General features: G+C 52.0%; 20 protein-coding genes. 6 read left to right on the forward strand and 14 right to left on the reverse strand.

Features of this window, described 5'->3' with window-relative positions:
• Window positions 1-149: 149 nt before the first annotated feature.
• Window positions 150-2,081 carry an ATP-dependent zinc metalloprotease FtsH gene (ftsH, locus tag SK32_RS17350; protein WP_048213411.1) on the reverse strand — a complete coding sequence of 644 codons (1,932 nt, stop codon included), beginning with the start codon at window positions 2,079-2,081 and terminating at the stop codon, window positions 150-152.
• 99 nt (window positions 2,082-2,180) lie between these two features.
• Entirely contained in the window at window positions 2,181-2,810 is a 630-nt protein-coding gene (gene rlmE, locus SK32_RS17355) for a 23S rRNA (uridine(2552)-2'-O)-methyltransferase RlmE (protein WP_004106110.1), read from the reverse strand.
• A gap of 125 nt (window positions 2,811-2,935) precedes the next feature.
• Between rlmE and yhbY the strand changes: the two genes are divergently transcribed.
• Window positions 2,936-3,229 (forward strand): ribosome assembly RNA-binding protein YhbY, encoded by a 294-nt coding sequence (yhbY, locus tag SK32_RS17360; RefSeq protein WP_003025016.1) that lies wholly within the window; start codon window positions 2,936-2,938, stop codon window positions 3,227-3,229.
• 155 nt (window positions 3,230-3,384) lie between these two features.
• Here yhbY and greA read toward each other — a convergent pair whose 3' ends face one another.
• Complete coding sequence (greA, locus tag SK32_RS17365; RefSeq protein WP_003025019.1) at window positions 3,385-3,861, reverse strand: transcription elongation factor GreA; 477 nt, start codon at window positions 3,859-3,861, stop codon at window positions 3,385-3,387.
• Window positions 3,862-4,109: 248 nt separating this feature from the next.
• Between greA and dacB the strand changes: the two genes are divergently transcribed.
• Window positions 4,110-5,543 (forward strand): serine-type D-Ala-D-Ala carboxypeptidase, encoded by a 1,434-nt coding sequence (dacB, locus tag SK32_RS17370; protein ID WP_048213412.1) that lies wholly within the window; start codon window positions 4,110-4,112, stop codon window positions 5,541-5,543.
• A gap of 98 nt (window positions 5,544-5,641) precedes the next feature.
• Here the strand turns inward: dacB and cgtA are convergent, their stop codons facing one another.
• The 4 genes from cgtA to rplU form a co-directional block, all read right to left on the reverse strand.
• Window positions 5,642-6,814, reverse strand: coding sequence for an Obg family GTPase CgtA (cgtA, locus tag SK32_RS17375; RefSeq protein ID WP_003828732.1), 1,173 nt, complete (start codon window positions 6,812-6,814; stop codon window positions 5,642-5,644).
• A gap of 15 nt (window positions 6,815-6,829) precedes the next feature.
• Window positions 6,830-7,795 carry a DMT family transporter gene (locus tag SK32_RS17380; RefSeq protein WP_048213413.1) on the reverse strand — a complete coding sequence of 322 codons (966 nt, stop codon included), beginning with the start codon at window positions 7,793-7,795 and terminating at the stop codon, window positions 6,830-6,832.
• 126 nt (window positions 7,796-7,921) lie between these two features.
• Entirely contained in the window at window positions 7,922-8,179 is a 258-nt protein-coding gene (rpmA, locus tag SK32_RS17385) for a 50S ribosomal protein L27 (protein ID WP_003025030.1), read from the reverse strand.
• A 19-nt stretch (window positions 8,180-8,198) separates the two neighbouring features.
• On the reverse strand, window positions 8,199-8,510 hold the full coding sequence (gene rplU, locus SK32_RS17390) for a 50S ribosomal protein L21 (protein ID WP_003025032.1): 312 nt from the start codon (window positions 8,508-8,510) through the stop codon (window positions 8,199-8,201).
• A gap of 258 nt (window positions 8,511-8,768) precedes the next feature.
• On the opposite strand from rplU, the gene ispB reads away from it, so the two are divergent.
• Window positions 8,769-9,740 (forward strand): octaprenyl diphosphate synthase, encoded by a 972-nt coding sequence (gene ispB, locus SK32_RS17395; RefSeq protein WP_048213414.1) that lies wholly within the window; start codon window positions 8,769-8,771, stop codon window positions 9,738-9,740.
• Between the two features lie 222 nt (window positions 9,741-9,962).
• Window positions 9,963-10,247 (forward strand): DNA-binding transcriptional regulator SfsB, encoded by a 285-nt coding sequence (gene sfsB, locus SK32_RS17400; protein ID WP_048213415.1) that lies wholly within the window; start codon window positions 9,963-9,965, stop codon window positions 10,245-10,247.
• A 57-nt stretch (window positions 10,248-10,304) separates the two neighbouring features.
• Here the strand turns inward: sfsB and murA are convergent, their stop codons facing one another.
• The 7 genes from murA to mlaF form a co-directional block, all read right to left on the reverse strand.
• Entirely contained in the window at window positions 10,305-11,564 is a 1,260-nt protein-coding gene (gene murA / locus SK32_RS17405; protein WP_048213416.1) for a UDP-N-acetylglucosamine 1-carboxyvinyltransferase, read from the reverse strand.
• A gap of 53 nt (window positions 11,565-11,617) precedes the next feature.
• Window positions 11,618-11,872: a BolA family iron metabolism protein IbaG gene (gene ibaG, locus SK32_RS17410; RefSeq protein ID WP_005121314.1), complete on the reverse strand. Its 255-nt coding sequence runs from the start codon at window positions 11,870-11,872 to the stop codon at window positions 11,618-11,620.
• Between the two features lie 169 nt (window positions 11,873-12,041).
• Window positions 12,042-12,335 carry a lipid asymmetry maintenance protein MlaB gene (mlaB, locus tag SK32_RS17415; RefSeq protein ID WP_048213417.1) on the reverse strand — a complete coding sequence of 98 codons (294 nt, stop codon included), beginning with the start codon at window positions 12,333-12,335 and terminating at the stop codon, window positions 12,042-12,044.
• The gene (gene mlaC, locus SK32_RS17420) at window positions 12,335-12,970 is read right to left on the reverse strand and encodes a phospholipid-binding protein MlaC (RefSeq protein ID WP_048213418.1); all 636 of its coding nucleotides are present in this window, start codon (window positions 12,968-12,970) and stop codon (window positions 12,335-12,337) included. Before mlaC ends, mlaB begins: the two co-directional genes overlap by 1 nt.
• Window positions 12,971-12,988: 18 nt before the next feature.
• Window positions 12,989-13,546, reverse strand: coding sequence for an outer membrane lipid asymmetry maintenance protein MlaD (gene mlaD / locus SK32_RS17425; protein WP_048213507.1), 558 nt, complete (start codon window positions 13,544-13,546; stop codon window positions 12,989-12,991).
• 4 nt (window positions 13,547-13,550) lie between these two features.
• On the reverse strand, window positions 13,551-14,333 hold the full coding sequence (mlaE, locus tag SK32_RS17430) for a lipid asymmetry maintenance ABC transporter permease subunit MlaE (protein ID WP_048213419.1): 783 nt from the start codon (window positions 14,331-14,333) through the stop codon (window positions 13,551-13,553).
• A gap of 7 nt (window positions 14,334-14,340) precedes the next feature.
• Window positions 14,341-15,153 carry a phospholipid ABC transporter ATP-binding protein MlaF gene (gene mlaF, locus SK32_RS17435; protein ID WP_048213420.1) on the reverse strand — a complete coding sequence of 271 codons (813 nt, stop codon included), beginning with the start codon at window positions 15,151-15,153 and terminating at the stop codon, window positions 14,341-14,343.
• 214 nt (window positions 15,154-15,367) lie between these two features.
• Here mlaF and SK32_RS17440 point away from each other — a divergent pair, with 214 nt between their 5' ends.
• Window positions 15,368-16,345: a calcium/sodium antiporter gene (locus tag SK32_RS17440; RefSeq protein WP_048213421.1), complete on the forward strand. Its 978-nt coding sequence runs from the start codon at window positions 15,368-15,370 to the stop codon at window positions 16,343-16,345.
• Between the two features lie 13 nt (window positions 16,346-16,358).
• On the forward strand, window positions 16,359-17,345 hold the full coding sequence (kdsD, locus tag SK32_RS17445; RefSeq protein ID WP_048213422.1) for an arabinose-5-phosphate isomerase KdsD: 987 nt from the start codon (window positions 16,359-16,361) through the stop codon (window positions 17,343-17,345).
• The last annotated feature ends 15 nt before the right edge of the window (window positions 17,346-17,360 follow it).

The following is a 17,360-nucleotide window of genomic DNA, read 5'->3' on the forward strand; positions in this document are numbered from 1 at the left end:
AGTCACGTACTGATGTACGCTCCAGGGGATTCCCTGCGTCGCCGCCTTGATGCAACTCGAAATTCATTGGGTATAAGTTGATAAATAAAAAAACCCCGGAGCAAGCCCCAGGGTTTTCAATTAAAACATGGTCATCAGATGACGATAACTTATTTGTCGCCTAACTGCTCTGACATGTTGCCCGGGTTCGGCGTACGCGGCTCTTCAGCCGGACGCGGTGCACTCGGGGTGCCATTGTTGCCAGAGTTGTTAGATGAACCAGACTCTTCCCAACCCGCTGGCGGGCGCACATCGCGGCGAGCCATCAGATCATCAATCTGCGGTGCATCGATGGTCTCATATTTCATGAGCGCATCTTTCATCGAGTGCAGAATGTCCAGGTTATCGTTCAGCAGACGGCGAGCACGGTCATAGTTGCGCTCAATCAGTGATTTCACTTCCTGATCGATAATACGCGCGGTTTCATCGGACATATGTTTTGCTTTCGCAACAGAACGACCGAGGAACACTTCGCCTTCTTCTTCCGCGTACAGCAACGGCCCCAGTTTGTCAGAGAAGCCCCACTGAGTGACCATGTTACGCGCCAGGTTCGTCGCGACTTTAATGTCGTTGGACGCACCGGTAGAAACATGTTCAGCACCGTAGATGATCTCTTCCGCCAGGCGACCGCCGTACAGCGTGGAGATCTGACTTTCCAGTTTCTGACGGCTGGCGCTAATTGCGTCGCCTTCAGGCAGGAAGAAGGTGACACCCAGCGCACGACCGCGCGGAATAATCGTCACTTTGTGCACCGGATCGTGCTCCGGCACCAGGCGACCGATGATTGCATGGCCAGCTTCGTGATACGCGGTAGATTCTTTCTGCGCTTCCGTCATCACCATGGAGCGACGTTCCGCACCCATCATGATTTTGTCTTTCGCTTTCTCGAACTCAACCATCGATACAACACGCTTGTTACCACGCGCTGCAAACAGTGCCGCTTCGTTCACCAGGTTCGCAAGGTCCGCACCGGAGAAACCAGGCGTACCACGAGCAATGATTGCCGCATCGATATCCGGAGACAGCGGTACGCGACGCATATGCACTTTCAGAATCTGTTCACGACCGCGAACGTCTGGCAGCCCCACCACAACCTGACGGTCAAAACGGCCTGGGCGCAGCAGCGCAGGGTCAAGAACATCCGGACGGTTAGTTGCCGCGATAACGATAATACCTTCGTTACCTTCGAAGCCGTCCATCTCAACCAGCATCTGGTTCAGCGTCTGTTCACGTTCATCGTGACCGCCACCCAGACCAGCGCCACGCTGGCGACCTACGGCGTCGATTTCATCGATGAAGATGATACACGGTGCCGCTTTCTTGGCTTGTTCGAACATGTCACGCACACGAGATGCGCCCACACCAACGAACATTTCCACGAAATCAGAACCGGAAATTGTGAAGAATGGAACCTTCGCTTCACCCGCGATGGCTTTTGCCAGCAGGGTTTTACCTGTACCCGGAGGACCAACCATCAGGACGCCTTTCGGGATCTTACCGCCCAGCTTCTGGAAACGGCTCGGTTCGCGCAGGTATTCAACCAGTTCAGCGACCTCTTCTTTCGCTTCGTCACAACCCGCGACATCAGCAAAAGTGGTTTTGATCTGATCTTCGGTCAACATGCGCGCTTTGCTCTTACCGAACGACATGGCACCTTTGCCACCACCGCCCTGCATTTGACGCATAAAGAAGATCCAGACACCAATCAGCAGCAGCATTGGGAACCAGGAAATGAAGATAGAAGCCAGCAGGCTCGGCTCTTCAGGCGGCTCACCAACAACCTTGACGTTTTTGGTCAGCAGGTTATCAAGCAGCTTCGGATCGTTAACCGGAATGTAGGTCGTGTAACGGTTACTATCTTTCTTGGTAACGTTAATCTCACGTCCGTTGATACGCGCTTCACGAACCTGGTCCTGATTGACCTCTTGCAGGAAGGTAGAGTAATCAACCTTACGGCCATTAGACTCGCTGGGCCCAAAGCTCTGGAATACTGACATCAGCACAACGGCAATGACCAGCCAGAGTATTAGGTTTTTCGCCATGTCACTCAAGGGATTAACCTCATATTACAACTGTGTTAAAAACAGCGTCAGGATACTCTATATCCAGTGTCTTTCAAACTTTCGTTTGAAATCTACCGGTTATGGTTTACGCCCGGTCGCTACAATGTACACTTCACGCGAACGGGCGCGAGAAGAGTCCGGCTTACGAACTTTGACCTTCGTAAACAGGGAGCGAATCTCTCTTAGATACTCATCGAAGCCTTCGCCCTGGAACACCTTCACTACAAAACTACCACCTGGCGCTAATACATCACGAGCCATTCCAAGTGCCAGTTCAACCAGATACATGGCCCGGGGAATATCCACCGCCGGTGTTCCACACATATTTGGCGCCATATCAGACATGACAACTTGTACTTTACTGTCACCTACACGCTCAAGTAACGCTTTCAGGACTAATTCATCACGAAAGTCGCCCTGAAGGAAGTCCACACCAACGATTGGATCCATAGGTAAAAGATCGCAAGCGATAATGCGGCCGCTGTTTCCGATCTGCGTAACCGCATATTGCGACCAGCCACCGGGTGCAGCGCCGAGGTCAACAATCGTCATCCCCGGTTTAAAAATTTTGTCACTTTGCTGTATTTCATCAAGTTTAAACCAGGCACGGGAACGTAACCCCTTTTTCTGTGCCTGTTGAACATATTTATCGCTAAAGTGTTCCTGAAGCCAGCGACTCGAGCTGGCAGAACGCTTTTTACCTGTCATTTCACTTTCCCATCGGGCAGTTCATCGTAACCAATGGTGTAAATATCTACACAGCTATTTGGCGATATATGGGAGATGGCGGTAGAATGACCCGTTTTCAATCCCAACGTAAGCAAAAATATACGATGAATCTGAGTACTAAACAAAAACAGCACCTGAAAGGTCTGGCACATCCGCTCAAGCCTGTAGTTATGCTTGGCAATAATGGTTTGACCGAAGGGGTACTGGCCGAGATTGAACAAGCGTTAGAGCACCATGAGCTTATCAAGGTGAAAATCGCCTCGGAAGATCGCGATACTAAAACCTTGATCGTGGAAGCTATCGTACGCGAAACCGGCGCCTGCAATGTACAGGTCATCGGCAAAACGCTGGTACTGTATCGCCCGACTAAAGAACGTAAAATCTCGCTGCCACGCTAAGAATATCCCAAAGTTGAACACGAAGTTTGTGTAAAACGCGGGAATTTCCGCTAGCAGGAGAGCAAAATGCCACGCTCTCTTCGTTGATAAAAGGCCGCTATGCGGCCTTTTTCCTTTCTTTACAATACATCAACATCTTGAGTATTGGGAAATTCTTACAGGTATTCGACCTTCGTCACTTCATACTCAACTTCGCCGCCCGGCGTTTTGATAACCACCACGTCATCCTGCTCTTTACCAATCAGGCCACGAGCAATAGGTGAGTTCACCGAAATCAGGTTTTGTTTAAAATCGGCCTCATCATCGCCCACAATGCGCCAGGTCTGCTCTTCATCGTTATCAAGATTCAGAACGGTAACCGTCGCACCGAACACAACGCGGCCGTTATTTGGCATTTTAGTGACGTCAATAACCTGCGCGTTAGACAGTTTGGCTTCGATATCTTTAATGCGACCCTCGCAGAATCCCTGCTGTTCACGCGCCGCGTGATACTCTGCGTTCTCTTTCAGGTCACCGTGTTCACGCGCTTCCGCGATCGCGGCAATAATTTCAGGGCGACGCACAGATTTAAGAAAATCCAGTTCTTCGCGCAGTTTTTCAGCACCACGTAAGGTCATCGGGATAGCTTGCATTTGTTATACCTCTTGAACATTCCTGTAGGGGGTGGTTGTCCTCACCCCGGCTGCTAAGCCCACCCTGGCATACGCCATGCCAGAGTCAGAAGCAAAAAAATACCGACCCGGGGCACGAGGTCCCAGGTCAGCTACAATTCTCCATTTGATGTTCATTTTACCCTGGAGTTCCCTATGGGTCATCGTTTACTTTTTGGGGCGTTGCGCCGTAGTATGACGGCCTGTTTCCAGGTTGTTAGCGCGAGATTATGCGATTTTCCAGATTTACTATTGGATTGACTGCCAGTATAGCGTTCAGCGTTCAGGCTGCGAACGTCGACGAGTATATCAATCAGCTCCCTGCCGGGGCCAACCTCGCCCTTATGGTACAGAAGGTTGGCGCTCCTGCTCCTGCTATTGATTTTCATAGCCAGCAGATGGCTCTCCCCGCCAGTACCCAGAAAGTGATCACCGCGCTGGCGGCATTGATTCAGCTCGGGCCGGACTTTCGTTTTACCACCACGCTTGAGACGAAAGGCAACGTGGAAGGCGGAGTATTAAAAGGTGACTTAGTAGCGCGATTTGGTGCCGATCCGACGTTAAAACGTCAGGATATCCGCAATATGGTGGCAACCCTGAAAAAATCAGGCGTGACGCAAATTGCCGGAAATGTCCTGATCGACACCTCTATTTTCGCCAGTCATGATAAAGCCCCTGGCTGGCCCTGGAACGACATGACGCAGTGTTTTAGCGCACCGCCCGCAGCAGCCATTGTCGATCGTAACTGTTTCTCTGTTTCACTCTACAGCGCGCAAAAACCTAACGATCTCGCGTTTATCCGCGTGGCATCTTATTACCCGGTCACCATGTTCAGCCAGGTGCGTACTCTCGCCCGAGGTTCTGCGGAAGCGCAATATTGTGAACTGGATGTGGTTCCCGGCGATCTCAACCGCTTTACATTGACCGGATGCCTGCCCCAACGAGCCGATCCGCTGCCGCTGGCGTTCGCCATTCAGGACGGCGCCAGCTATGCCGGGGCGATTATCAAAGATGAGCTAAAACAAGCAGGGATCACTTACAGCGGTACTCTGCTGCGCCAGACGCAGGTCAACGAACCGGGAACCGTAGTCGCCAGCAAACAATCAGCACCGTTGCATGATCTGCTTAAGATTATGCTGAAAAAATCAGACAACATGATTGCCGACACCGTTTTTCGCATGATTGGCCATGCGCGATTTAACGTACCGGGCACCTGGCGGGCAGGTTCAGATGCCGTACGTCAGATCCTGCGTCAGCAGGCGGGCGTCGATATTGGCAACACGATTATTGCCGACGGCTCTGGTCTCTCTCGCCATAACCTGATTGCCCCGGCGACCATGATGCAGGTGCTGCAATACATCGCGCAGCATGACAATGAGCTGAACTTTATCACCATGCTACCGCTGGCTGGCCACGATGGCTCCCTGCAATACCGTGCGGGTCTGCATCAGGCTGGTGTTGATGGTAAGGTTTCAGCGAAAACAGGCTCACTTCAAGGGGTGTACAACCTCGCGGGGTTCATCACCACCGCCAGCGGGCAACGCATGGCGTTCGTGCAGTATCTGTCTGGCTATGCGGTAGAGCCTGCAGACCAGCGCAACCGCCGTATTCCACTGGTGCGCTTCGAGAGTCGGCTGTACAAAGATATATATCAAAATAACTGAGTATTTTTGCCGGATGGCGGCGCAAACGCGCCTTATCCGGCCTACAGCGCGTCCTGGAAACAAAAACCCCGGCAACATGGCCGGGGTTTTTATTGGGATTAACGCTTGTAAATGAACTCAACGCCTTCTTCGTCGTCTTCGTCCCAATCATCATCCCAGTCATCTTCCGCTTCGTCTTCGACTTCAGCGAGCTGCTGGCGGTGATAATCATCCCACATGAACTCAACTTTCTCCGGCTGTTTCGCTTCTTCAGCCTGAACAATCGGGTTCTCAATGATAAAGGTCATCACATCCCAGCAAAGATCCTTCACACCCAGCTGGCTGGCGGCAGAGATCAGGTAATATTTACCTTCCCAGCCCAGCGCTTCAGCGATGGCTTTCGCTTTTTCTTCCGCTTCAGCTTTGTCCATCAAATCAATTTTGTTGAACACTAACCAGCGTGGTTTAGACGCCAGATCCTGACTGTATTTTTCCAGTTCGCCAATAATGATACGGGCGTTTTCTACCGGATCGGAACCGTCAATCGGATCGATATCAATGAGGTGCAGCAACACGCGGCAACGCTCCAGGTGCTTCAGGAAGCGGATACCAAGACCAGCGCCTTCAGCCGCGCCTTCAATCAGACCCGGGATATCAGCAACCACGAAGCTCTTCTCGTTGTCCATACGCACAACGCCGAGGCTCGGTACCAGCGTGGTGAACGGATAATCCGCCACTTTCGGTTTCGCCGCAGACACTGCACGGATAAACGTCGATTTACCGGCGTTTGGCATACCCAGCATACCCACGTCTGCCAGCAGCATCAGCTCCAGCATCAGGTCACGCTTATCGCCAGGTGTACCCATCGTTTTCTGACGCGGGGTACGGTTGACCGACGATTTAAAACGGGTGTTACCCAGACCGTGCCAGCCGCCTTTAGCGACCATCAGACGCTGACCGTGTTTGGTCATGTCGCCCATAGTTTCGCCCGTGCCCTGATCGATAACACGCGTACCGACAGGCACTTTAATCGTGACATCTTTACCACGCTTACCGGTGCAATCACGGCTTGCGCCATTCTGACCACGTTCCGCACGGAATGATTTTTCAAAACGGTAATCGATCAGCGTGTTCAGGTTTTCGTCGGCTTCCAGCCAGACGTCACCGCCATCACCACCGTCACCACCGTCCGGACCGCCTTTTGGGATGTATTTTTCGCGGCGGAAGCTGACACAACCGTTACCGCCATCGCCTGCAACGACCAGAATCGATGCTTCATCAACAAACTTCATTTTACTCTCCGTAAATCATTCGCCTGAGCGGGGTTGCGAAACCACCGTTTCATGCTTACGTAAACCGCCCCAAATTCGATGACCAATGGCGGAATACATCGCGCCCGCAACCACGATAAACGCACCGAGATAACCTAAAAGGTTTAGCATCGGTCTGGCGAAGAAATCGGGCCAGGCCAGTGATAATAAATCTGAAAATAACAACGTAAACAGCGGCGTGAGCGTAATTATGGCGCTCACCTGCGCCGCCTGCCAGCGAGCCATTGCTTCCGCAAGGGCACCGTATCCTACCAGCGTATTCAGGCCGCAGAACACGAGGCATGCCAGCTGCCAGTCGCTGAGTTGCGCTATTACACCGGGTTTAGCCAGCGGCAACAACGCTATCGTACATAAAGTGTACAGTAAAAACAGGATCTGCGGTGATGCCAGCCGGCGCAATAACACCTTTTGCGCGACCCCATAACACACCCAAACCGTCGCGGCACCGACACCAAAGATCACGCCCCAGGTGTAATCGGTCAGCCGGGTAAAAATTTCGATCAGACTGGTATTAAAAAACAACACCAATCCGCTCAGAAGCATAATAGCGCCAATAATCTGCGTGCCGCGCATCTTCTCCTTCAGGATAAAGACGCTGGCGATCATCATGCCAACCGGTGACAATTGACCGATAACCTGCGAAGCCGTTGGGCTTAAATATTGCAAGGATGAACTAAACAGAATGAAGTTACCGAACAGCCCACCGGTAGCGATAGCCAGCAGTACCAGCCAACGCGCTTTGCGAAAAATACGCAATGGAGGGAGCTTTTTTTTAACCGCAAGAATAGCGCCAAGGCCAATACTTGCCATTAAAAAACGGTAAAACACCACGGTAGGAGGCTCCATCACCTCCAGCACTTGCTTCATTGCTATTGGCAAGGCCCCCCAACATACTGCCGTTGTGAGTGCTAACAGAATACCAATGCCTGCCTGCTGCTTCATGCCGTATTCCCTGCAAGGGCTCGTTTCCGGGTTGTCACGCGCGACGAGCGTATTTACCGGCCGTCGAATGTAAAAAGCCCCGCAACGTGTTGCGGGGCTTTTATCCGTTACCGGGACGCGAAAAACTTATTCAGCAACGATGCTGATGAATTTACGGTTTTTCGGGCCTTTCACTTCAAATTTCACTTTACCGTCTGCTTTAGCAAACAGAGTGTGGTCTTTGCCGCAACCAACGTTGGAGCCAGCGTGGAATTTAGTACCACGTTGACGAACGATGATGCTACCAGCCAGAACTGTTTCACCGCCGAAGCGTTTTACGCCCAGACGTTTAGCTTCTGAATCGCGACCGTTACGAGTCGAGCCGCCAGCCTTTTTATGTGCCATTTAATCTGCTCCCCTTAACTTAAGCGCTGATGCCAGTGATTTTCACATCAGTGAACCACTGACGATGGCCCTGCTGCTTACGGTAGTGTTTACGACGACGAAACTTAACAATTTTAACTTTCTCGCCACGACCGTGAGCAACGACTTCAGCTTTGATAACGCCGCCATCAACGAAAGGAACGCCGATTTTGACTTCTTCACCGTTTGCGATCATCAGAACTTCAGCGAACTCAACAGATTCGCCAGTTGCGATGTCCAGCTTTTCCAGGCGAACGGTCTGACCTTCGCTTACTCGGTGTTGTTTACCACCACTTTGGAAAACCGCGTACATAAAAAACTCCGCTTCCGCGCACACCTTTTTGATGATTCAGAGTGCGCTATAAATATTCACAATAGGGCGCGAATATTACGCAAAACGCGAGCCTTTGACAAGTGCTACCGTCAATACATGAAGAAAAAAAACACAACGTGTACCGTAACGTTTATCTGCGGCGTTTTTTCAGTACAATCAGCATATATTTCTAACCCTAAACCCGACGTTACCTTCTCAAATAGTGAGGTAATCGGGGCGAGAAGCCCGGCTTTTGCGATGAATTTAGAAAAAATCAATGAGTTAACCGCGCAAGATATGGCGGGGGTCAATGCGACAATCCTTGAACAGCTCAATTCCGACGTCCAGTTGATCAATCAATTGGGGTACTACATCGTGAGCGGCGGCGGAAAACGCATTCGTCCAATGATCGCTGTACTCGCGGCGCGCGCTGTTGGTTATCAGGAAAATGCCCACGTCACGATCGCTGCCTTAATCGAGTTTATCCACACCGCGACCCTGCTTCATGACGATGTAGTGGATGAATCCGATATGCGCCGTGGGAAAGCCACGGCGAATGCAGCCTTTGGTAATGCGGCCAGCGTTCTGGTCGGCGATTTTATCTATACCCGCGCCTTTCAGATGATGACCAGCCTCGGTTCGCTGAAAGTGCTGGAAGTGATGTCTAAAGCGGTCAACGTTATTGCTGAAGGCGAAGTCCTGCAGTTAATGAACGTCAATGACCCGGATATCACCGAAGAAAACTATATGCGTGTTATCTACAGCAAGACGGCTCGTCTGTTTGAAGCCGCGGCCCAATGTTCAGGTATCCTTGCAGGTTGTAGCGATGAGCAAGAGAAAGGCCTGCAGGATTATGGCCGTTACCTTGGCACCGCTTTCCAGCTTATCGACGATTTACTGGATTACAGCGCAGATGGCGAGCAGTTGGGTAAAAACGTCGGGGATGACCTCAACGAAGGTAAACCTACGCTACCGCTACTGCATGCGATGCGTCACGGCACTCCTGAGCAGGCGCAAATGATTCGCCAGGCGATTGAGCAAGGTAATGGTCGCCACCTTCTGGAGCCGGTTCTGGAAGCCATGAACGCTTGCGGATCACTGGAATGGACCCGTCAACGTGCAGAAGAAGAAGCCGATAAAGCCATCGCGGCGCTTCAGGTACTTCCAGATACTCCGTGGAAAGAAGCCCTGATTGGCCTGGCGCATATCGCCGTACAGCGCGACCGTTAATTTCCCTCGTCTCGCTTCCCAGCATCCCGTGCAACACACGGGATATTCTTATAAGCTCTAAAAAAATCACAAAAATAATCAAACAACATGTATGACCTTGGCATATTCTGAATATGCAAGCACTTTACGAGAACATTTTAGAACATTCGTTCTCGAGGCGTATAGTAACTCCACAGGCTGATTGTGAAACCGTAACTGGTTAACCAAAGGAGATGTGGAACTATGGAAAGCAAATTCATTGACTGGCATCCGGCTGACATCATCGCGGGGCTACGTAAGAAAGGCACGTCAATGGCCGCTGAGTCACGTAAGAATGGCTTGAGTTCATCAACGCTGGCAAATGCGTTAACCCGGCCATGGCCGAAAGGTGAATTGATTATCGCGAGAGCACTGGGAACAGACCCGTGGGTAATTTGGCCGTCACGCTACCATGACACCAGGACGCATGAATTCATCGACAGAACGCGGATGATGAGAGTACGGAAAGAAAAAAAGCGTCTTGAGTAGTGGTGAAACAGCAACCCCCGGATCAACGATCCTGGGGGTTACAACACGCGTAGGCGATTACTCGCCTTTAATGCGCTCTATGTTTGCGCCCAGCGCACGCAATTTATCCTCGATGCGCTCATAGCCGCGATCGATGTGATAAATGCGGTCAACAACCGTTGTGCCTTCAGCGATACATCCCGCTAACACCAAACTTGCTGACGCGCGCAGATCGGTCGCCATTACCTGTGCACCGGAGAGCGTTTCAACCCCGTGACAAATCACAGTATTGCTTTCGATTTCCGCGTGAGCCCCCATACGGCTCAGTTCAGGCACGTGCATAAAGCGGTTCTCAAACACGGTTTCCGTAATGAAGCCTGTCCCTTCGGCCACCAGGTTCAACAGCGTGAACTGGGCCTGCATGTCGGTCGGGAAAGCCGGATGTGGCGCAGTGCGCACATTAACCGCTTTAGGGCGTTTGCCGTGCATGTCGAGGCTAATCCAGTCTTCACCGACTTCGATATCCGCACCGGCATCACGCAGCTTCGCCAGAACAGCATCCAGTGTGTCTGGTTGCGCATTACGGCAGATAATTTTGCCGCGAGAAATCGCCGCCGCCACCAGGAACGTCCCGGTTTCAATACGATCAGGCAGAACGCGATACACCCCGCCGCCGAGGCGTTCAACGCCTTCAATGGTGATACGGTCGGTACCCTGCCCTGTGATCTTCGCACCCAGCGCAATCAGGAAATTCGCGGTATCAACAATTTCCGGCTCACGTGCGGCGTTTTCGATGATGGTCGTGCCTTCGGCAAGCGTTGCCGCGCACATGATAGTGACCGTCGCACCGACGCTTACTTTGTCCATCACGATGTGCGCGCCTTTCAGGCGGCCATCAACGGACGCCTTCACATAGCCTTCTTCCAGCTTGATGGTGGCACCTAACTGCTCCAGACCGGTAATGTGCAGGTCAACCGGGCGCGCGCCGATAGTACAGCCGCCCGGCAGAGAAACCTGACCCTGACCAAAACGCGCAACCAGCGGCCCCAATGCCCAGATAGACGCACGCATGGTTTTCACCAGATCGTACGGTGCACAGAAGACGTTAACGTCACGCGCATCAATGTGCACAGACCCATTACGCTCTACTTTCGCCCCCAACTGGCTCAGCAGTTTCATGGAGGTATCTACGTCCTTCAGTTTTGGGACGTTTTGAATTTCTACAGGTTCTTCAGCCAGCAGCGCCGCAAACAGGATCGGCAGTGCGGCATTTTTAGCGCCTGAAATTGTGACTTCGCCCTGGAGCTTGGTTGGCCCCTGAACACGGAATTTATCCATTATTCTGTTCTCTGTTAAGAATTCATCTTCGCTACCGGCATATCACCCGTAGCTCAAAAACCGTTAAGTTTGCGATCGCGCGCCCATTCCGCTGGGGTAAACGCTTTAATCGACACAGCATGAATGCGGTTATCCGCAATATACTCCATCAATGGGCCATAGACCGATTGCTGCTTCTTTACCCGGCTCATGCCGTCAAACATCTCACCCACGGCAATAACCTGAAAGTGACTGCCGTCACCAGAAACGTGGACTTCCTGGAGGGAGAGTGCGTTCATCAGCACGCTCTGAATTTCATTATTTTCCATGGGCTCTTCATTCGTCAGATAGTGAAAACAGCCCAACATCTTAGAGCAAAGTGGCGCTGTCATAAATAAGCAAAAAGCCTCGCTGATAAATCAGACAAGGCTTTGGCGGTAGATCCCCTTCAGGGGTTTTGCCGGATGGCGGCACAAGGCCTTATCCGGCCTACAAAAATTAACGCGGAAGGACGTCGTCAGGCAAATTGTAAAGCTGTGCCAGGGTGTAAACCTTATCGTTAACCCCGGTAAGCGAAACGCGATTCCCCTGTTGCTTGCCCTGGTCAACCAGATGCAACAGCAATGCCAGACCACCGGTATCAACCCGGGAAACCTGGCTCAGATCGATGCAGGTGACCCCTTTCATCGCCTCAATACGTGCATCCCATAACGGATTTAACACGTCCTGATCCAGCTCTCCCGCAAGCCTAAGCTTGTCACCTTCACGCGTCCAGGTGAGTGACTGCGTCATTATTTCTTCTCTTCCAGGGTGATTTTCTGCTGAGAGATAGATTTCAGCTGTGCGGTCAGGCCATCAATACCTTTCGTGCGCAGCAGGTCGCTCCACTCATTTTGCTTGGTGGTGATCATACTTACGCCTTCGGCGATCATGTCATACGCCTGCCAGTTACCGGTCTGAGAATTTTTACGCCACTGGAAATCCAGACGCACCGGCGGACGTCCGTTTGGATCGATGATGGTTACGCGGATAGGCACAATCGTCGCATCACCCAGCGGCTGTTCCGGCGCGATCTGATAGGTCTGACCGTGGTACATTGCCAGCGCCTGACCGTAAGCCTGCTTCAGGTATTCGCGAAACGCGGCGAAATAAGCGTCACGCTGCGCAGGCGTAGCTTCTTTGTAGTAGCGCCCTAATACCAGCGCCCCCGCATATTTTACTTGCACATACGGCAGCAGCTCCTGATCGACAACCTGACGCAGATAGTCCGGGTTGGAACGAATTTTAGGTTGCTCGTTTTTCAGACGATCGAAAGTTTTCTGCGCCGCCTCATTCATCAGTTTATACGGGTTAGTCTGGTCCGCTGCGGTTGCCACGCTAAGTGGGGCAATGACCAGCATAGCCACCATCATCAATCGTTTAAACATACGTCGATTCTCCTGAGATTATTTCGTTGCGCCCGCAGGCGTAGTGGCTTCATTATTGCCTTCAGTTGCGGCTGGCGCATCGCCAGAATTCTTATTGTCATCACCTTTACTGTTGCTGTTGTAGAGGAATTGACCAATCATATCTTCCAGCACCATCGCGGATTTCGTGTCCTGAATCGTACTGCCATCTTTGAGGATAGACGTTCCCAGCTCAGGATCTTCAAAACCCACGTTTAATGCCAGATACTGCTCACCCAGCAGACCAGAGGTGCGGATGCTCAGCGAGCTGGTGTCCGGGATATGGTTAAAGCGCGATTCGATGTCCAGCGTTACGCGTGGCAGGTAAGTTTTGGGATCTAACGAGATATCCGAAACTCGCCCCACAACAACCCCCCCAATCCGCACGGGAGAGCGCTCTCTCAGGCCGCCGATATTATCAAAGGTCGCATAAACCGTGTAGGTTGGTTCAGTACGCATGGAGGTCACATTAGCCGCTTTCAGGCAGACAAATAGCGCCGCCAGCAGCGCAACCAGCAGGAATACCCCAACCCAAATTTCATTTTTTTTCGTTTGCATGAACTCAATTCCCAAACATCAGTGCGGTCAGCACAAAATCCAGCCCCAGAACGGCAAGAGAGGCGTGCACAACGGTGCGTGTCGTAGCCCGGCTAATTCCGGCGGAGGTCGGAATCGCATCATAACCATTGAACAATGCAATCCAGGTGACCGTAATGGCGAACACCACGCTCTTAATCAAACAGTTGACCAGATCCAGACGCCAGTCGACGGCATTTTGCATAGCCGACCAGAAAAAGCCGGCATCAATACCTTTCCAGCTTACGCCAACCAGTGAACCACCCCAGATCCCCACGGCGACAAAAATAATCGTCAGCAGCGGCAATGAAATGACACCCGCCCAAAAACGCGGAGAGACCACTCGACGCAGAGGATCAACCGCCATCATTTCCAGGCTGGAAAGCTGTTCGGTTGCCCGCATCAGGCCGATTTCCGCGGTTAACGCCGATCCGGCTCGCCCGGCGAACAGCAGCGCCGCAACAACCGGCCCCAGTTCTCGCAGCAAGGACAGCGCCACCAGCATACCGAGACTGGTTTCTGCGCTGTAGGTTGTCAGGACCAGGTATCCCTGCAATCCCAGCACCATCCCGATGAACACGCCAGAAACGATAATGATCAGCATCGACAGGACACCGACATTATAGAGCTGGCGGATCAGCAGCGGCGCATGTTTGCGAAACTCCGGCTTGCCGACTACCGCATTGAACAACATTAATCCGGCTCGCCCGAACGTCCTGAGGGTTTTTATTCCCCGATGTCCGAGTGATGCCAGCGCATTTAACAACATGGGTGGCTTAACTCCCTGTTTTGAGTAAATCGGTGTGGTAGTCGCCCGCTGGGTAGCGGAACGGAACCGGCCCATCGGCAATACCATCGAGGAACTGACGCACGCGCGGATCGGCATTTTCTTGTAGTGCCTGAGCACTACCGTAGGCCACTATCTTTTTGTCCGCCATAATATAGGCGTAATCCGCAATACTCAGTACCTCTGGCACATCATGAGAGACCACCACGCAGGTGACGCCCAGCGCGTTGTTCAGTTCTGAAATCAGCTTCACCAGCACACCCATGGTGATAGGATCCTGACCGACGAACGGTTCATCAAACATAATGAGATCTGGCTCCAGCGCAATGGCGCGTGCTAATGCCGCACGTCGCGCCATCCCCCCGGATAATTCAGAAGGCATGAGTTTTGCCGCACCACGCAGGCCGACAGCTTCCAGTTTCATCATCACCGTGCTCTTGAGCAACGCCTTGGGCAGCGTCGTATGCTCACGCAGTGGATAAGCGACGTTGTCAAACACGTTCATGTCGGTAAACAGCGCCCCGGACTGAAACAGCATACTCATGCGCTTACGCACGGTGTACAAACGTGAACGAGACATGGCTGGGACGTTTTCGCCGTCAAACAGGATTTCGCCCTTATCTGGCGGGATCTGCCCGCCAATCAGACGTAACAGCGTCGTTTTGCCGATGCCTGATGGCCCCATGATCGCCGTCACCTTACCGCGCGGCACCGTCAGGGAAATATTATCAAAGATGCAGCGGTCACCTCGGGAAAAGCTGACATCGCGCATATCGACTAGATTCGCCACAGACTGACCCATTGATTCATCCTTTACTATTGCCTCGTTGATCGAAGAGTTGGCGCTCAATTTAGCCCTGAACTCGACATATTTACAGATTATTGCCTGTCCTGGTTAGCGAAAGCTGGCATTTGTTTTACTTTTTAGCCGCATAAAGTCAAAATTAAGAATTCGTTACGGCTTCCAGAAGATCCTTCAAGTGGACCGGCGAGTATACCTGAAGAAAGGACTTTAGATGCTTTTAGCGACGGCACTGTTAATAATTGGTTTACTTCTGGTGGTCTACGGTGCCGACCGTCTGGTATTTGCTGCATCTATTTTATGCCGCACCTTCGGTATCCCCCCCATCATTATTGGAATGACGGTCGTCAGCATCGGCACATCCCTACCTGAGATTATTGTCTCTGTTGCGGCATCAATGAATGGGCAGCTCGATTTAGCCGTCGGTACCGCCATCGGCTCCAACATCACCAATATTCTTCTTATTTTAGGCCTGTCAGCACTCATTCATCCTTTTACCGTGCATTCCGATGTTCTGCGTCGTGAATTACCGTTAATGTTGCTGGTAAGCATTTTGGCCGCGTCCGTTCTGTATGACGGGCAGTTAAGCCGCAGTGATGGCCTCTTTCTTCTGCTTCTGGCCGTGCTATGGCTGCTATTCATTGTTAAAATCGCCCGTCTGGCAGAACGCCAGGGCAATGACAGCCTGACTCGGGAGCAAGTTGCGGAACTGCCTCGCGAAGGCGGATTGCCTGTCGCATTTTTATGGCTGGGGATAGCGCTGATCATTATGCCAATGGCAACGCGTATGGTGGTTGATAACGCCACTGTACTGGCAAATTACTTTGCCATGAGCGAGCTTACTATCGGTTTGACGGTCGTCGCCATTGGTACCAGCCTGCCAGAACTGGCAACCGCCATTGCAGGTTTGCGTAAAGGTGAAAGCGATATTGCCGTCGGTAACATCATCGGCGCTAACATTTTTAATATTGTTATCGTTCTTGGGTTACCTGCACTGATTACACCGGGCGAGGTCAACCCGATGGCCTTCGTCCGGGACTACAGCGTCATGCTGCTGGTGAGCGTTATTTTTGCATTACTCTGCTGGCGACGTCCGCGCCAGATTGGTCGTGGCGCAGGGGCGCTTCTGACCAGCGGTTTTATCATATGGCTGGCGATGCTGTATTGGTTATCGCCACTTCTCGTTGGATAACTGGAAACGCATTATGTCGCACTTAGAGTTGCAACCGGGTTTTGACTTTCAGCAAGCAGGCAAGGAAGTCCTGACAATTGAACGTGAAGGCCTGGCGGAGCTTGATCAGTACATCAACCAGAACTTTACCCTCGCCTGTGAAAAGATTTTCAGTTGCCCGGGCAAAGTCGTGGTGATGGGAATGGGAAAATCAGGGCATATCGGGCGCAAAATGGCCGCTACGTTTGCCAGTACCGGCACGCCCTCATTTTTTGTGCATCCTGGCGAAGCCGCACATGGCGATCTGGGTATGGTGTCACCGCAGGACGTCGTGATTGCCATTTCTAACTCCGGTGAATCTAATGAGATTGCAGCGTTAATTCCGGTGTTAAAACGCCTGCATGTCCCCCTTATCTGCATGACGGGTCGTCCGGAAAGCAGTATGGCGCGTGCAGCAGATGTGCATCTGTGTGTTAAAGTGCCCAAAGAAGCCTGCCCATTAGGTCTGGCACCGACCAGCAGCACGACCGCAACGCTGGTGATGGGCGATGCGCTTGCCGTTGCGTTACTAAAAGCACGCGGCTTCACCGCAGAAGATTTTGCGTTATCTCATCCTGGTGGCGCATTGGGGCGTAAGCTTTTGTTGCGCGTTAACGATATTATGCATACGGGAGACGAAATCCCGCATGTGACCAAAAGCGCCAGCCTGCGTGACGCCTTACTGGAGATCACGCGGAAAAACCTCGGCATGACCGTCATTTGCGATGACGCGATGAAGATTGACGGCATCTTTACGGATGGCGATTTACGTCGTGTCTTCGATATGGGCGTTGATGTACGCCAGTTAGGTATTGCGGATGTGATGACCCCTGGGGGCATTCGCGTGCGTCCAGGGATTCTTGCCGTTGATGCCCTGAACTTAATGCAGTCCCGCCATATCACCTCGGTAATGGTTGCTGATGGCGACCAGTTACTGGGTGTGTTACATATGCATGATCTGCTGCGTGCAGGTGTAGTGTAAGAAACTCAAGGATAA

The sequence above is a fragment of the Citrobacter sp. MGH100 genome, assembly GCF_001034465.1.
GTDB lineage: Bacteria > Pseudomonadota > Gammaproteobacteria > Enterobacterales > Enterobacteriaceae > Citrobacter > Citrobacter youngae.

What these genes read in the sequence shown, in the direction of transcription:
- ftsH (WP_048213411.1), bottom strand. Translation starts at nt 2,081, where the DNA reads ATGGCGAAAAACCTAATACTCTGGCTGGTCATTGCCGTTGTGCTGATG.
- rlmE (WP_004106110.1), bottom strand. Translation starts at nt 2,810, where the DNA reads ATGACAGGTAAAAAGCGTTCTGCCAGCTCGAGTCGCTGGCTTCAGGAA.
- yhbY (WP_003025016.1), top strand. Translation starts at nt 2,936, where the DNA reads ATGAATCTGAGTACTAAACAAAAACAGCACCTGAAAGGTCTGGCACAT.
- greA (WP_003025019.1), bottom strand. Translation starts at nt 3,861, where the DNA reads ATGCAAGCTATCCCGATGACCTTACGTGGTGCTGAAAAACTGCGCGAA.
- dacB (WP_048213412.1), top strand. Translation starts at nt 4,110, where the DNA reads ATGCGATTTTCCAGATTTACTATTGGATTGACTGCCAGTATAGCGTTC.
- cgtA (WP_003828732.1), bottom strand. Translation starts at nt 6,814, where the DNA reads ATGAAGTTTGTTGATGAAGCATCGATTCTGGTCGTTGCAGGCGATGGC.
- SK32_RS17380 (WP_048213413.1), bottom strand. Translation starts at nt 7,795, where the DNA reads ATGAAGCAGCAGGCAGGCATTGGTATTCTGTTAGCACTCACAACGGCA.
- rpmA (WP_003025030.1), bottom strand. Translation starts at nt 8,179, where the DNA reads ATGGCACATAAAAAGGCTGGCGGCTCGACTCGTAACGGTCGCGATTCA.
- rplU (WP_003025032.1), bottom strand. Translation starts at nt 8,510, where the DNA reads ATGTACGCGGTTTTCCAAAGTGGTGGTAAACAACACCGAGTAAGCGAA.
- ispB (WP_048213414.1), top strand. Translation starts at nt 8,769, where the DNA reads ATGAATTTAGAAAAAATCAATGAGTTAACCGCGCAAGATATGGCGGGG.
- sfsB (WP_048213415.1), top strand. Translation starts at nt 9,963, where the DNA reads ATGGAAAGCAAATTCATTGACTGGCATCCGGCTGACATCATCGCGGGG.
- murA (WP_048213416.1), bottom strand. Translation starts at nt 11,564, where the DNA reads ATGGATAAATTCCGTGTTCAGGGGCCAACCAAGCTCCAGGGCGAAGTC.
- ibaG (WP_005121314.1), bottom strand. Translation starts at nt 11,872, where the DNA reads ATGGAAAATAATGAAATTCAGAGCGTGCTGATGAACGCACTCTCCCTC.
- mlaB (WP_048213417.1), bottom strand. Translation starts at nt 12,335, where the DNA reads ATGACGCAGTCACTCACCTGGACGCGTGAAGGTGACAAGCTTAGGCTT.
- mlaC (WP_048213418.1), bottom strand. Translation starts at nt 12,970, where the DNA reads ATGTTTAAACGATTGATGATGGTGGCTATGCTGGTCATTGCCCCACTT.
- mlaD (WP_048213507.1), bottom strand. Translation starts at nt 13,546, where the DNA reads ATGCAAACGAAAAAAAATGAAATTTGGGTTGGGGTATTCCTGCTGGTT.
- mlaE (WP_048213419.1), bottom strand. Translation starts at nt 14,333, where the DNA reads ATGTTGTTAAATGCGCTGGCATCACTCGGACATCGGGGAATAAAAACC.
- mlaF (WP_048213420.1), bottom strand. Translation starts at nt 15,153, where the DNA reads ATGGGTCAGTCTGTGGCGAATCTAGTCGATATGCGCGATGTCAGCTTT.
- SK32_RS17440 (WP_048213421.1), top strand. Translation starts at nt 15,368, where the DNA reads ATGCTTTTAGCGACGGCACTGTTAATAATTGGTTTACTTCTGGTGGTC.
- kdsD (WP_048213422.1), top strand. Translation starts at nt 16,359, where the DNA reads ATGTCGCACTTAGAGTTGCAACCGGGTTTTGACTTTCAGCAAGCAGGC.